Origin of the sequence: Microbacterium sp. NPDC097977 (genome assembly GCF_040302605.1) — a bacterium.
GTDB lineage: Bacteria > Actinomycetota > Actinomycetes > Actinomycetales > Microbacteriaceae > Microbacterium.
Genome location: NZ_JBEOUR010000011.1, coordinates 1 through 14446 on the forward strand (window position 1 = coordinate 1; position 14446 = coordinate 14446).

At 71.2% G+C, this 14446-nt stretch carries 12 protein-coding genes; 7 read left to right on the forward strand and 5 right to left on the reverse strand.

Annotation, left to right across the window (positions count from 1 at the left end):
* The 4 genes from ptsP to ABTZ43_RS04500 form a co-directional block, all read right to left on the reverse strand.
* The coding region (gene ptsP, locus ABTZ43_RS04485) for a phosphoenolpyruvate--protein phosphotransferase (RefSeq protein ID WP_350537947.1) at positions 1-2572 on the reverse strand (2572 nt) is incomplete at its 3' end.
* Positions 2572-3234, reverse strand: a complete 663-nt coding sequence (dhaL, locus tag ABTZ43_RS04490; RefSeq protein ID WP_350537948.1) for a dihydroxyacetone kinase subunit DhaL — start codon at positions 3232-3234, stop codon at positions 2572-2574. The genes dhaL and ptsP, both read right to left, overlap by 1 nt.
* On the reverse strand, positions 3234-4226 hold the full coding sequence (gene dhaK / locus ABTZ43_RS04495) for a dihydroxyacetone kinase subunit DhaK (RefSeq protein WP_253385705.1): 993 nt from the start codon (positions 4224-4226) through the stop codon (positions 3234-3236). The genes dhaL and dhaK overlap by 1 nt, the downstream gene beginning before the upstream one ends.
* 156 nt (positions 4227-4382) lie before the next feature.
* A complete protein-coding gene (locus ABTZ43_RS04500; RefSeq protein WP_149423555.1) occupies positions 4383-4994 on the reverse strand; it encodes a TetR/AcrR family transcriptional regulator in 612 nt (203 codons plus the stop codon).
* Positions 4995-5105: 111 nt separating this feature from the next.
* Here ABTZ43_RS04500 and ABTZ43_RS04505 point away from each other — a divergent pair, with 111 nt between their 5' ends.
* Genes ABTZ43_RS04505 through paaK form a run of 6 tightly spaced genes read left to right on the forward strand, consistent with a single transcriptional unit; the run spans position 5106 to position 11760 of the window.
* A complete protein-coding gene (locus tag ABTZ43_RS04505; protein ID WP_350537949.1) occupies positions 5106-6293 on the forward strand; it encodes a thiolase family protein in 1188 nt (395 codons plus the stop codon).
* On the forward strand, positions 6290-7021 hold the full coding sequence (locus tag ABTZ43_RS04510; protein ID WP_350537950.1) for an enoyl-CoA hydratase/isomerase family protein: 732 nt from the start codon (positions 6290-6292) through the stop codon (positions 7019-7021). Before ABTZ43_RS04505 ends, ABTZ43_RS04510 begins: the two co-directional genes overlap by 4 nt.
* On the forward strand, positions 7018-7953 hold the full coding sequence (locus ABTZ43_RS04515) for a 3-hydroxyacyl-CoA dehydrogenase family protein (protein WP_350537951.1): 936 nt from the start codon (positions 7018-7020) through the stop codon (positions 7951-7953). Before ABTZ43_RS04510 ends, ABTZ43_RS04515 begins: the two co-directional genes overlap by 4 nt.
* Entirely contained in the window at positions 7950-10031 is a 2082-nt protein-coding gene (gene paaZ / locus ABTZ43_RS04520) for a phenylacetic acid degradation bifunctional protein PaaZ (RefSeq protein WP_350537952.1), read from the forward strand. The genes ABTZ43_RS04515 and paaZ overlap by 4 nt, the downstream gene beginning before the upstream one ends.
* A gap of 5 nt (positions 10032-10036) precedes the next feature.
* On the forward strand, positions 10037-10420 hold the full coding sequence (paaI, locus tag ABTZ43_RS04525) for a hydroxyphenylacetyl-CoA thioesterase PaaI (protein WP_350537953.1): 384 nt from the start codon (positions 10037-10039) through the stop codon (positions 10418-10420).
* A 44-nt stretch (positions 10421-10464) separates the two neighbouring features.
* A complete protein-coding gene (gene paaK, locus ABTZ43_RS04530; RefSeq protein ID WP_350537954.1) occupies positions 10465-11760 on the forward strand; it encodes a phenylacetate--CoA ligase PaaK in 1296 nt (431 codons plus the stop codon).
* Between the two features lie 37 nt (positions 11761-11797).
* Here paaK and ABTZ43_RS04535 read toward each other — a convergent pair whose 3' ends face one another.
* Complete coding sequence (locus tag ABTZ43_RS04535) at positions 11798-13921, reverse strand: RecQ family ATP-dependent DNA helicase (RefSeq protein ID WP_350537955.1); 2124 nt, start codon at positions 13919-13921, stop codon at positions 11798-11800.
* A gap of 93 nt (positions 13922-14014) precedes the next feature.
* Here ABTZ43_RS04535 and ABTZ43_RS04540 point away from each other — a divergent pair, with 93 nt between their 5' ends.
* Complete coding sequence (locus tag ABTZ43_RS04540) at positions 14015-14434, forward strand: pilus assembly protein CpaE (protein WP_350537956.1); 420 nt, start codon at positions 14015-14017, stop codon at positions 14432-14434.
* Positions 14435-14446: the final 12 nt, after the last annotated feature.

Consider the following 14446-nt stretch of genomic DNA (forward strand, 5'->3'; position numbering starts at 1 on the left):
CCGGCCCGTCGGCCGTTCCCGCGGCTGTTCCCGCGGCGATTCCCGCGGCGATTCCCGCGGCGAGGGCCTCGGAGGCCGCCGCGCGGGTGTCCGCCGCGGTCGCCGCCGTCAGCACGGCCTTCGCTGCGGCCACGCACTGGGCCTCGGTGACAGCGGCGAGCGCGGCGGCGACGCGACCGAGCGCCCGCGGCGTCATCGACAGCGAGGTGACGCCGAGGCCCACGAGCACCGGCGCGAGAGCGGGGTCCGCGGCGGCCTCGCCGCACACCCCGACCGGGAGATCCCACCGGCGACCGGCCTCGCCGACCGCGCCGATCAGCCGGAGCACGGCGGGCTGCCACGGATCGTTGAGCTCGCCGAGCTCGGCCAGCAGCCGGTCGGCGGCCAACGCGTACTGGGCGAGGTCGTTGGTGCCGATGCTGACGAAGTCGACGACCTCGAGCATCTCGGAGGCGAGCAGCGCCGCCGACGGAGTCTCGACCATGATGCCGACCGTCATGAGCCCTGCAGCGCGGGCACTCTCGGCGAAGGCGCGGGCCTCCTCGACCGTCGCCACCATCGGCGCCATCACCTCGACGACCGCGGACTCCGCCTCGGCCGCCCTCGCCAACGCATGCAGTTGCTCGTCGAGCAACGCGGGCGAGCGACGAGAGATCCGCAGGCCGCGGATCCCCAGCGCGGGATTGTCCTCGGCATCCGCGTTCGCGAAGGGCAGCGGCTTGTCGCTGCCCGCATCGAGCGTGCGCACGACGACCCGGCGACCGCGGAAGGCCGCGAACACACCGCGATAGGCGGCGACCTGCTCGTCGATCGACGGCGCGTCGACCCGGTCGAGGAAGCAGAACTCGGTGCGGAAGAGCCCGACGCCCTCGGCTCCGGATGCCACGGCGGTGACCGCATCCGCCGCGCCGCCGACGTTGGCGAGCAGGGCGATGCGTCGCCCGTCGGCCAGCACGCCTTCGCCGCGGAACGGCGCCGCGACGGCCGCCGCCTCCGCCGCCGCGACCGTCGCCGCGTCGGGGGCGATCTCGACGGTCCCGCGATCGCCGTCGACGAGCGCGGTGACGCCGGGCACGATGCCCGTCGCCCCGGCGACCCCGACCACGGCGGGGATCCCGAGAGAGCGGGCGATGATCGCGGTGTGCGAGGTGGGCCCGCCTCTCTCGGTCACGAGAGCGACGCAGTTGCCGCCGTCGAGCGCCGCCGCATCGGCGGGCGCGAGATCGACCGCGACCAGGGCGAACGGCTCGTCGCGGTCGGGGACTCCGGGCACATCGATCTCGAGGATCTCGGCGATGAGGCGATCCCGGATGTCGCGGATGTCGGCGGCGCGCTCGGCCATCCGACCCCCGAGGGCGGTCAGCCCCTTCTCGTGCGCGACCGCGGTCTCCCACACGGCACGCGCCGCAGAGAGCCCCTTCGTGCGGACCCGCAGCGACGCGTCACCGACCAGTTCCGGGTCGGAGGCGAGAAGACGCGACGCGTCGAGGATCGCGCGCGCCTGTCCGGTCGCCCGTGCAGTGCGTCCGCGCAGCTGATCCGCGACCGCCACGGACGCCCACTCGATCGCCGACACCTCGCGCTCCCGATCGGCGGCAGCGACGACGACGTCGGGATCGGGCTCGCCGAGCGGTGGTCCGAGGAGAACCACCGGCGCGGCGACTCGACCGCCGCTGACCCCTCGACCGCGCAGCACGGTGCCGGCGAGCACCGGGGCCACCTCGGATGCGCGCTCGGCGGCGTTCGGGGCCGGTACACCCGCCGCGGCCGCCGGGCCCGCCTGACCCGCCGGGCCCGCCTCACCCGGCGGGCCCGCCGAGGCCGGCGGACTGGCGGTCCCCTCCCCGAACCCGTCATCGAACAGGGCCGCCACGCACTCGAGCACGGTCTCGGACCCGACCCCGCTCGCCGAGAGCTCGACCTCGTCGCCCTGCGCGGCGCCGAGGATGAGCATGCGAGACAGACTCGCCGCCGACGCGTCGGGCCCGTCGGGCAGCCGGCGAAGCCGCACATCCGCCCCGACCGACGCCTCGGCGATCAGGGCGGCGGGACGAGCGTGGATGCCGAGAGGATTGCGCACCACCACCACGCGCGTCACCGCGTCGGGATGCCGCCCGGTCGAGACGGCCTCTCCTGGCGTCGACTCGGCCTCCGGGACTCCGAGCTGCCCTGTCTTCGCACCCAACGCCGCCGAGGCCTCTGCGGCGACCAGATCGAGCGAGCCGCCGGCCGCCGCAGACACGACGGCGGCGAGCAGCCCCTCCACGAACGGGGCCGGCGCCAGGCGCACCGGCACGTCGCTCAGCCGGAGCTCGAGTGCGAGCTCCGCGCTGAGCACCGCGGAGCCCAGGTCCATCAACACGAGCACGCCGTCGCAGTCGGCTGCGAGTTCGTCGATCGCCGCGGCCACCGCGACCGCATCCGTCCCGAGGATGGGCGTGCCGTCGGCATCCGCTCCTGCGCCGGCGGCGACCCGCACGCGCACTCCCCCGCCCTGCACCATCTGCAGGGCGAGCTCGAGCGCCGCCTCCCCGAGTCGAGCGCTGTGGGAGACGGCGACGATGCCGATCATCAGGACGATTCCGCGGCGGGTGAGGCGGTCTCCGCGGTGGCCCGCGCGAGCGCCTCGAACAGCAGCGTGGTCGATGCGGCGCCGGGGTCGAGGTGACCGGCGCTGCGCTCGCCCAGGTAGCTCGCGCGTCCCTTGCGGGCGACGAGGGGCTCGGTGGCGTCGCGACCGGAAGCCGCGGCCCGCGCCGCCACCGCCGTGGCCTCACCGAGATCCGCACCGCCGGCGACCTCGGCATCGAAGGCATCGACCGCCGGAGCCATGGCGTCGATCATCGTCTTGTCGCCCACCTCGGCCTTGCCGCGGGCGACGATCCCGTCGAGCCCGGCCCGCAGCGACGCCGCCAGAGCCGGAGCGTCGAGCGCGGTCACGGGCCCCGCGGCCACTCCCATCCGCAGGAAGAGGGTCCCGTACAGCGGGCCGCTCGCGCCGCCGACCGAGCTCACCAGGGTCATGCCGACCGTCTTGAGCAGCTCGTCGACCGTGTCGGGCACGCCCGCGTCGAGCTTCGCGACCACCGCATCCATACCTCTCGACATGTTCGCGCCGTGGTCGGCGTCACCGATCGCGGAGTCGAGCTCGGTGAGCCACTCCTTCTTCTCGACGATCACGTCGCGGAACCCGTGCATCCAGGCCGACAGCTCAGCCGGACCGAGCGCCGCCATCAGGCGCCCCACCGCAGACCGGGGGTGTTCACGGGCGCGTCCCACAGTCGCAGCAGCTCGTCATCGGCTGTGAGCACGGTGAGCGAGCACCCGGCCATGTCGAGCGAGGTGATGTAGTTCCCGACCAGATTTCTGGCGATCTGCACGCCGGCCTTCTCGAGCAGCGGCACGACCTCGCCGTACATCAGGTACAGCTCGATCAGGGGCGATCCGCCCATGCCGTTGAGCATCACGATCGCGGGTCCCGCCGCGTCGAGATCCGCCAGGATCGGCTCGACGAGCTGGCGGGCGATCTCGGACGCCGGAGCCAGGGGCTCCCGGTGTCGGCCCGGCTCGCCGTGGATGCCGATGCCGATCTCCATCTGGTCGTCCGGAAGATCGAACGTGGGCTTGCCCGCCGCGGGCACGGTGCAGCTCGTGAGTGCCATGCCCATCGAGCGCCCCTGCCCGACGATCCGCTGCGCGAGCTCGACCACCGAGGCGAGATCCTGACCCTCTTCGGCCGCTGCGCCGACGAGCTTCTCGAGCAGCACGGTGAGCCCCACCCCACGGCGCCCTGCCGTGTACAGGGAGTCCTGCACGGCGACGTCATCGTCGACGATCACGGTGCCGACCTCGATCCCCTCCATCGCTGCGAGCTCCGCGGCCATCTCGAAGTTCAGCACGTCTCCGGTGTAGTTCTTCACGATGTGCAGCACGCCGGCGCCCCGATCGACCGCTTTGGTCGCGGCCTGCACGCGGTCGGGGGTGGGCGAGGTGAAGACCTCGCCGGCCACGGCCGCATCGAGCATCCCGACGCCGACGTAGCCGCCGTGCAGGGGCTCATGTCCGGATCCGCCTCCCGACACCACCGCCACCTTGCCCTGCGCCTTGGGCGTCGCCCGCGTGATCACCTGGGTCTCGTGGTCGACCGACAGCTCCGGATGCGCGAGGGCGACGCCCCGCAGCGATTCGACCAGCACATCGGCGGGGTTGTTGATGAGCTTCTTCATCGTTCGATCTCCCTTGATCTCTGCGGCGGCGAACTTTCGCGATATCGGAAAGGCATTCGTCACTGTCGAATATGCTCCTGCCCGACACCGCCCGCAACAGTTCTCGCGAGTGGGGATCGACGCGCCCGGTCGTTCACGCCCGGTCGCGCGCCCTTCTCAGCGCGACTGCAGTCCGTCGAGGCTCACCCGGAGGATGTCCTCACCCAGCTCGTCGGGATCCACGGAGCCACCGGGCCGGTACCACTCGACCACGGAGTTGATCATGCCGAAGATCAGCCTCGTCGCGACCGCGGCATCCACGTCATCGCGGATGAGCCCCTCGGCCTGAGCCTCGGAGACGATCGCGGTGACCCGCTGGTCGAACGCGCGGCGGCGCACCAGCGCGGCCGTCTCGACGTCGCCGTTGCCACGCACCCGCAGCAGCAGCGTCACCGAGGGGAGCTTCTCGGTGAGCACGCGCACGGCCCCGCGGATGATCGATCGCAGACGGTCGGAGGCGAGCGGATGCCGGGCGGTCGCGTCGTCCACGACGGCCTCGAGAGCGTCGAGCGCGTCGTTCAGGGCGAGCTCGAGGATCGCCGACTTGGAGTCGAAGTGGTGATAGAGCGCGGACTTCGTCAATCCCAGAGTGGCACTGAGGTCGGCGACGCTGGTCGCGTCGTAGCCCTGCTCGTTGAACACCTTGACCGCGACCGCGAGCACCTGCTCACGGTCGTAGCCGGGCCGGCCGCGTCGGGGGGCCGGTGCATCGGATCGGGGCTGCGACATGCGCCAAGTCTGTCATTCCTGCGGAGTTGCCATTCGCCTCCCGATCTGAGATCGTATTCCTGACCGATCGGTCTGAAATTATCGCCAGCGTCGGTGATCGAGAGGATGATGATGTCCGAGGCCTATCTCGTCGATGGCGTCCGCACCCCCGTCGGGCGCTACGGAGGGGCACTCGCGTCCGTCCGCCCCGACGACCTCGCAGCCCTGGTGGTGGGTGAGACCGCCCGCCGGTCCGGCCTTCCCGTCGAGGAGATCGACGAGGTGATCCTCGGCGCTGCGAACCAGGCGGGCGAGGACAACCGCAACGTGGCGCGCATGGCCGTGCTGCTCGCGGGTCTCCCCGACTCGATCCCCGGCCTGACCGTCAACCGCCTCTGCGCCTCGGGGATGTCGGCCATCGCCCTCGCCGCGAACGCCGTGCGCGCAGGAGACGCCGACCTCGTCATCGCTGGCGGCGTCGAATCCATGACCCGTGCGCCCTGGGTGCAGGCGAAGCCCGACCGGGCATGGGCACGGCCCGGTGCCGCGTTCGACACGTCGATCGGCTGGCGCTTCACGAACCCCCGGCTGAGCGCGCGCGACAAGGCGACGTTCTCGATGCCGGAGACGGCGGAGGAGGTCGCGCGCGTCGATGCGATCAGTCGGGCGGATGCCGACGCTTTCGCTCTGCAGAGCCACGAGCGGGCGATCGCCGCGATCGATGCCGGGCGCTTCGCCGCCGAGATCGTGGGAGTCGAGACGAACCGGGGGCTCGTCGAGACCGACGAGGGTCCTCGACGGGACACCACCCTCGACGCACTCGCGGGGCTGCGTGCGGTCGTCGCCGGCGGCGAGGTCGTCACCGCCGGGAACTCCAGTTCGCTGAACGACGGATCGTCCGCGATCGTCGTTGCGAGCGCCGAGGCCGTCGAACGGCACGGACTGCGCCCGCGTGCGCGCATCGTGGCATCCGCGACAGCCGCGCTCGCTCCCGAGATCATGGGTCTGGGCCCGGTGCCCGCCACCCAGAAGGTGCTCGCCAAGGCGGGGCTGCAGATCGGCGACCTCGGCGCCGTCGAGCTGAACGAGGCCTTCGCCTCGCAGTCCCTCGCCTGCATCCGCCGCCTGGGACTCGACCCGGCGATCGTCAACGCCGACGGTGGCGCCATCGCGCTCGGCCATCCGCTGGGATCCAGCGGCTCGCGACTGATCGTGACGCTTCTCGGACGGCTCGAGCGCGAGAACGCACGCTACGGACTCGCCACGATGTGCGTGGGCGTCGGGCAGGGCACCGCCATGATCGTCGAGCGCCTGACGTGACCCTGCACATCGAGGAGCAGGAGGACCGGATCGTCGCGACGCTGGACCGCCCCGAGAAGCGCAACGCCATCGACCAGGCGACGGTCGACGCGCTGCACGGGCTGTGCGCGATGCTCGAGGATGCTCCGCGCACGCTGATCCTCGCGGGATCGGGCGGTGTCTTCGCCGCCGGCGCCGACATCGCACAGCTGCGCGACCGCACCGCCGACGACGCCAGGCGCGGCATCAACGCGACCGTGTTCATCCGCATCCATGAGCTGCCGATGCCCGTGGTCGCCGCGATCGACGGCTACGCCCTCGGCGGCGGGGCCGAGCTCGCCTACGCCGCGGACATCCGCATCGCCACGCCGTCCCTCCGCATCGGCAACCCCGAGACCGGACTCGGGATCATCGCGGCGGCAGGCGCCACGTGGCGCCTGCCCGAGATCGTCGGCGAGGCGCGAGCCGGCGAACTGCTGCTCACCGGTCGAGCGCTCGACGCCGAGGAGGCGCTGCGCTGGGGCCTGGTCTCGTCGGTGCATCCGGCCGACGAGCTGCTCGCCACAGCTCACGGGATCGTCGATCGCATCGCAGCGAACGATCCACTGGCGACCCAGTACACGAAGCGGGCCCTGCGCACCCCTCGAGCGCAGCACCCGGCGATCGAACTCGAGCTGCAGGCCGAGCTGTTCGACTCGCCGGAGAAGCACCGCCGGATGACCGCATTCCTCGAGAGGAAGACCCGATGAGCGAGACCACCCGCCCGCTGAGCGAGCACACCGACCCCACCCGCCCGCTGAGCGAGCGGAGCGAGACGAAGCGCGCCCACGTCGCACCGGCGCACGTCGGCGTGCTGGGCGGCGGGCGCATGGGCGCCGGCATCGCGCATGCGTTTCTGCTCGCGGGTTCGCACGTGAGCGTGGTCGAGCGTGACGCGGCGAGCGCTGACGCCGCCCTGACGCGCATCGGCGACAGCATCCGCAGATCCGTCGAACGCGACTCCGCTCTGGATGCGGCAGAGCTCGCCGACCGGCTCACGACCGGTACCGACATCGCGGCGTTCGCCGCGGCCGACCTCGTGATCGAGGCGGTGCCGGAGGACCGTGCCCTCAAGGACGACGCCCTCGGTCGCGCCGAAATGGCGATGCCGGCTCACGCGACGCTGGCGAGCAACACCTCATCGATCTCGATCGACGATCTGGCTGCGGATCGGCTGCGCCCCGAGCGCTTCCTCGGTCTGCACTTCTTCAACCCCGTGCCGGCGTCGGCGCTCGTCGAGATCGTGCGCGGCGGCCGGACCGAGACGGCGATCGTCGACAGCGCGACCGGATGGGTGAGCGCTCTCGGCAAGACACCGATCGTCGTGAGCGACTCGCCGGGCTTCGCCTCGTCCCGACTGGGCGTGATGCTCGGCCTCGAGGCGATCAGGATGCTCGAGGAGGGCGTCGCCTCGGCAGCCGACATCGACGCGGCGATGACGCTCGGATACCGGCATCCGATGGGCCCCCTGCGCACGACCGACGTGGTCGGCCTCGATGTGCGCCTGGGGATAGCCGAGGAGCTGGAGCGCACGCTCGGCGCACGCTTCGCTCCGCCGGACCTCCTGCGGCGCCTGGTCGCCGAGGGAAAGCTCGGCCGCAAGAGCGGCGAAGGGTTCTACGCATGGAACGAGGAGAGATGACCGAGTATCTGCCGAGCTATGTCCAGGGCGAGTGGTGGACGCCGTCGTCCCCCGAGCGTTCCACCGAGGTGCGCGATGCGTCCACCGGCGACGTCGTCGCACACGTCTCCACCGACGGCCTCGACCTCGCCGGGGCGCTGGAGCACGCGCGTTCGGTGGGGCAGAGAAGCCTCGGCGCTCTCACCTTCCACCAGCGTGCGGTGCTGCTGAAGCAGTTCGCGCTCGCGCTCACCGAACGCAAGGACGAGCTGTATGCGCTGTCGTCCCGCACGGGCGCCACGAAGAACGACTCGTGGGTCGACATCGACGGCGGAATCGGCGTGCTGTTCTCTTACTCCGGAAAGGGACGGCGCGAGCTGCCCAACAGCCGCGTGCACGTCGACGGTCCGGTCGAGCCGCTCTCGAAGGACGGATCCTTCCTCGGTCGTCACGTCTACACGACGCTGCCCGGCGTCGCGGTGCAGATCAACGCGTTCAACTTCCCCGTGTGGGGATCGCTCGAGAAGTTCGCTCCGGCGTTCCTCGCCGGCATGCCCACGCTGGTGAAGCCCGCCACCCCGACGGGGTACCTGGCGGAGGCGATGGTGCGCATCCTCGTCGAGTCCGGACTGCTGCCCGAAGGGTCTCTCCAGCTCGTCAGCGGAAGCGTTCCCGAGCTGTTCGAGAACCTGCGACTCGGCGACATCGTCGGCTTCACCGGCAGCGCGTCGACGGCGGAGAGCCTCAAGGCCCACCCCGCCGTGCAGGTCGGAGGAGTGCGCTTCACCGCCGAGACCGACTCGATCAACGCGTCGGTACTGGGCACCGACGCCGTCGAGGGGACGCCCGAGTTCGACGCCTACGTGCGCCAGCTCGTCACGGAGATGACGACCAAGGCCGGCCAGAAGTGCACGGCGATCCGCCGCGCGATCGTGCCCGCGGGCTCGGCGGACGCCGTGATCGCGGCCGTACAGGCGCGCATCGCCGAGAAGACCGTGCTCGGCGACCCACGCGCCGAGGGCGTCACGATGGGCCCTCTCGCCTCGACCGCGCAGCGCGACGAGGTGCTTCGCCAGGTGCAGAGACTGCAGACGGGCGGCGGGCGGATCGTCGTCGGCACCACCGATGTCCCGGATGTGCGCCTCGCCGACGGCAGCACAGGCCCCTCCCCCCATGGCGCGTTCGTCTCGCCGGTGCTGCTGCATTTCGACGACTCGGGATCCGAGGCCGCGCACTCGATCGAGGCGTTCGGTCCGGTGTCCTCGCTGATCACCTACGACACCACCGCCGACGCCGCGGCGCTCGTCGCGAGGGGCGGAGGCTCACTCGTCACGAGCATCGCGACCCACGACCCGGTGCAGGCTGTGGAGCTGGCCGCGCGCATCGCGCCTTTCAACGGCCGGATGCTGCTGCTCGACCGCGACGACGCGCGATCGTCGACCGGTCACGGCTCCCCGCTCCCCACCCTCGTGCACGGAGGACCCGGCCGGGCCGGCGGCAGCGAGGAGCTCGGCGGCATCCGCGCGGTGCTCCACCACATGCAGCGCACCGCCGTGCAGGGCTCACCCGACATGCTCACCGCGCTGACCGGCGTGTGGCACGCCGGGGCCGCCGCGCGCAGCGACGGCCGGCATCCGTTCCGCAAGTCGCTCGCAGAGCTCCGCATCGGCGATCAGATCGTGTCCGCGTCGCGCGAGGTGACGCTCGCCGACATCGAGACCTTCGCGCACTTCACCGGCGACACGTTCTACGCGCACATGGATGAGGCGGCCGCCGCCGCCAACCCGTTCTTCCCCGGTCGGGTCGCCCACGGCTACCTGCTCGTCTCCTGGGCGGCCGGCCTGTTCGTCGACCCGGAGCCCGGCCCCGTGCTCGCCAACTACGGGCTCGAGAACCTGCGGTTCATCACCCCCGTCTCCCCGGGCGACACGATCCGCGTCGAGCTCACCGCCAAGCAGATCACTCCCCGCGAGACCGACGGGTACGGCGAGGTGCGCTGGGACGCCGTGATCCGCAACCAGAGCGACGAGCTCGTCGCGACCTACGACGTGCTGACCCTCGTCACCAAGGACGACGCCACCGAGGTCGCGGCAGCATGAGGCCCATGATGCAGCGCGATGCCGCCTCGGCCATGCTCGGCATGGTCATCGAGCTCGACGTGCCGGGAGAAGCCGTCGTGTCGATGACGGTGCGCGACGACATGCTCAACGGCTTCGCGATCACGCACGGCGGTCTGGTGTTCACTCTCGCCGACACCGCCTTCGCGATCGCCTGCAACGAGGATGAGCGGGTCACCGTCGCCGGCGGCGCCGACATCGCCTTCCTGAAGTCGACGGCCGCAGGGCAGCGGCTGACCGCACATGCCGTGCGCCGGGTCGTGAGCGGCCGCAACGGGCTCTACGATGTCACCGTCACCGATGACTCCGGAGACGTGGTCGCCGAGGTGCGGGGCCGCTCACTGACGACGAACCGCTCGCATCCCGCCTGAGCACCCCCGCGTTCACCCCCCTGTTCACGACGAAGGAGTCGACGATGACCGCTACCCGTGCCGACATCGGAACCGAACCCGAACTGCATTCGCCCGATCAGCTCGCCCGTCTGCAGCTGGAGCGTCTGCAGTGGACCGTGCACCACGCGTGGGAGAACGTGCCGACTTATCGCCGGAAGTTCGCCGAGCACGGCGTGCACCCCGACGACATCCGCACGCTCGACGACGTGCAGAAGCTGCCCTTCACCACCAAGGCGGACCTGCGCGAGAGCTACCCCTTCGGGATGTTCGCCGTCCCCCTGCCCGATGTCCGGCGCATCCACGCGTCGTCCGGCACGACGGGGCGTCCGACCGTGGTCGGCTACACCGAGGGCGACCTCGACCGCTGGGGCGACCTGGTCGCGAGGTCGCTGCACGCGGCGGGGATCCGGGCGGGGATGAAGGTGCACAACGCCTACGGATACGGGCTCTTCACCGGAGGACTCGGGGCGCACGCCGGCATCGAACGGCTCGGCGCCACGGCGATCCCCGTGTCGGGAGGGCAGACCGCACGACAGGTGCAGCTGATCCGGGATTTCGAACCGGATGCCATCCTGTGCACCCCCAGCTACCTGCTCACGATCGCGGATGCGATGGAGGCGGCCGGGATCGACCCGACCACGACGTCGCTGCGGGTGGCGGTGCTGGGCGCCGAGCCCTGGACGAACGAGATGCGTCGCGAGATCGAGCGTCGACTGCACATCGATGCGGTCGACATCTACGGTCTCAGCGAGGTGATGGGACCCGGTGTCGCGAGCGAGAGCGTGCTCACGAAAGACGGTCCGCACATCTGGGAGGACCACTTCCTGCCCGAGATCATCGACGGCGACACCGGCGGGCGGCTGGCGGACGGCGAACTCGGCGAGCTGGTCTTCACCTCGCTCACCAAGGAGGCGTTCCCCGTCATCCGATACCGGACGCGGGATCTCACACGGCTTCTCCCGGGCACGACCTACCCGGCGCTCCGGCGCATGGAGAAGATCACCGGGCGCAACGACGACATGATCATCCTGCGCGGCGTGAATCTCTTCCCCACGCAGATCGAGGAACTCGTGATGGGCATCGAGACCCTGACGCCGCACTTCGTGCTCGAGCTGCATCGTGCCGGTCAGCTCGACACGATGACCGTGCGCATCGAGCGACACCCGTCGTTGAGCGCCGAGGAGTGCGAGGCCGCCGCAGCGGTGCTCACCCACCGGATCAAGATGCACATCGGCACCAGCGTCGACGTCGAGGTCGAGGAGCCGGGCACGCTCCCTCGGAGCGAGGGCAAGTACAAGCGCGTGTACGACCTGCGCTGAGGGAGAATCGCCTCTACGCGATATCGCGTAGAGGTGATCAGCCGCGGAGCGCGAGGACGAACGGGAGCACCTCCGTGGCACCGGCCTGACGCAGCGTGCGGGCGGCGATGGTCAGAGTCCACCGGCTGTCGGCCAGGTCGTCGACGAGGAGGACGGGGCCGTCGGGGATGTCGAGACCCTTCGCGCTGAACCTGTCCCACAGACCGGCGAGACGGAAGACGCTGTTGCCGCCCGGCTGACCGGTCGGTCCGCCGTTCACCGGATCGAGCGCGCCGAGGTAGGGAAGTCGGCCGATCTCGGCGATCCCGCGGGCGAGCGAGTCCACGAGCAGCGGATGCGACCGTGACGGCATCGCGACCACCGCGACGGGGCGCTGCGCCCACCCCCACTCGGTGAGGACCCGCACGCATCCGCCGAGAACCTGCGGGGTGACGGGCGCATCAGGGGTTCCCGCCGCGAAGAGCTCCCGCAGGGTGCCGCCCCAGCCGAGGTCGGTCAGACGTGCGAGGGCACGCCCTTCCCCCGCCTGCTCGCCGGCGGGGATGCGTCCCTTGACGGGGACGTCGAGCCGATCGGCCCCGGTCGGCCAGGCACGACGAGGTTCGACCGGCACACCGACCCGGTCGAGCGAGTGCGCCGCCTGCGTGGTCGCGGACTCGCCGATCTCGCTCGGGAACCACACCCCCGCGCAGTTGTCGCACCGACCGCACGGCGCGGCGGTGTCGTCATCGAGGGATCTCTGGAGGAACTCCATCCGGCATCCGTCGGTCTGCTCGTAGTCGATCATGTGCTGCTGCTCGGCACGGCGTTCGGCCGCGATGCGCTCATAACGCTCGGCGTCGTAGACCCACGGCTCCCCGGTCGCGATCCACCCTCCCTGCACCCGTCGCACCGCTCCGTCGACGTCGAGCACCTTGAGCAGCAGCTCGAGCGGCGTGCGCCGGATGTCGACCATCGCCTCGAGCGCCGGCGTCGAGATCGGCTGATCGCCCAGCGCGTCGATCACGCGCTCGGCCCGCTCGCGGTCGGGCATCGACGCCGTCGCGAAGTAGTGCCAGATGTCGCGGTCTTCGACGCCGGGCAGCAGCAGGACGTCGGCGCTCTCGCTCGCGCGCCCCGCACGACCGACCTGCTGGTAGTACGCGACCGGTGACGACGGTGCGCCGAGGTGCAGCACGAAGCCGAGGTCGGGCTTGTCGAACCCCATGCCGAGAGCACTCGTCGCGACGAGAGCCTTGACCTCGTTGCGCTTCAGCATCCCCTCGGACTCCGCGCGCTCGTCGGTGTCGGTCTGGCCCGTGTAGGCGCGCACCTCGTGCCCGTGCTCGCGCAGCAGCCGCGCGGTGTCGACGGCCGCGGCGACCGTCAGCGTGTAGATGATGCCCGAGCCGGGCAGGTCGTCGATGTGGCTCAGCAGCCAGGCGAGGCGGCTCGCCGAATCACGCAGGCGCAGCACTCCGAGCCGCAGCGAGGTGCGGGCCAGCGGGCCTCTGATCGTCAGCACTTCGGGGCCATCACCGGATTCCTCCGCGGCGCCCGTGCCGAGCTGCTCGGCGACATCGGCGACGACCCGACTGTTGGCCGTGGCGGTCGTCGCGAGAACGGGCACCGCGACGGGCATCTGCTCGATCAGATCGCGCAGCCGCCGATAGTCGGGGCGGAAGTCATGCCCCCAATCGCTGATGCAGTGCGCCTCGTCGACCACCAGCATGCCGATCCGTCGCACGAGAGCGGGCAGCTGCTGCTCACGGAACGCGGGGTTGTTGAGTCGCTCCGGAGACACCAGCAGCACGTCGACCTCGTCGCGGTCGAGCTGCTGCATCACCTCGGACCACTCGTGCGCGTTGGTCGAGTTGATCGCCACGGCGCGCACGCCGGCCCGCTCGGCGGCGGCGATCTGATCGCGCATCAGAGCGAGCAGCGGCGAGACGAGCACGGTCGGCCCCGCCCCCTGTCGTCGCAGCAGCAGGGTCGCGACGAAGTAGACGGCGGACTTGCCCCACCCCGTGCGCTGCACCACGAGAGCCCGACGCCGGCCCTCGACGAGCGCCTCGATCGCCTCGTACTGACCATCGTGGAAGTCGGCGTCAGGGCGGCCGACGAGCTCGCGCAGCGCTCCGAGAGCGGCGTCGCGGGTGTCGACGGGGGTGGGGGAGGTCATGCCTCCACTCTGCCCGATGCGTCCGACACCCGGCCCCCTCCCTCCACAGCCCGATCCGCGCCCGGGCCCGACCACGTCGTCTAGCGTGGAGAGATGATCACCCGAGAACTGGCCGTATCCCTGCGCGACGCCGGCCTCGTGTGGCACCCGGCGGAGGGCGATCGCTTTCAGCTCGACCTCCCGGACGAGGTGGAGCTCGAGGCCGAGGCCGACGTGTTCACGGTCAGCGGGATGACGATCGAGGCCCGCCAGACGCCCAGCGGAACCGACCTCGCGTTCAACGGCACGACGGAGTGGGCCCTCGATGCGGTCACGCTGGCGGACGCCGTCTGGCTTCCGCGGGAGGATCAGCTGCGCGAGCTCCTGCGCGGCACGTTCCGCTCGCTGACGCGCCTCTCCGACGCCTTCGTCGTCGAGGTCGAGATCGCGGGCTCGACCCTGCGATTCGAGCATCCGGATCCGTCCGAGGCCTACGGCCGCGCACTTCTCGACCTCGTCTCGCGCTCGCGCTGAGCGCCCCGCCTT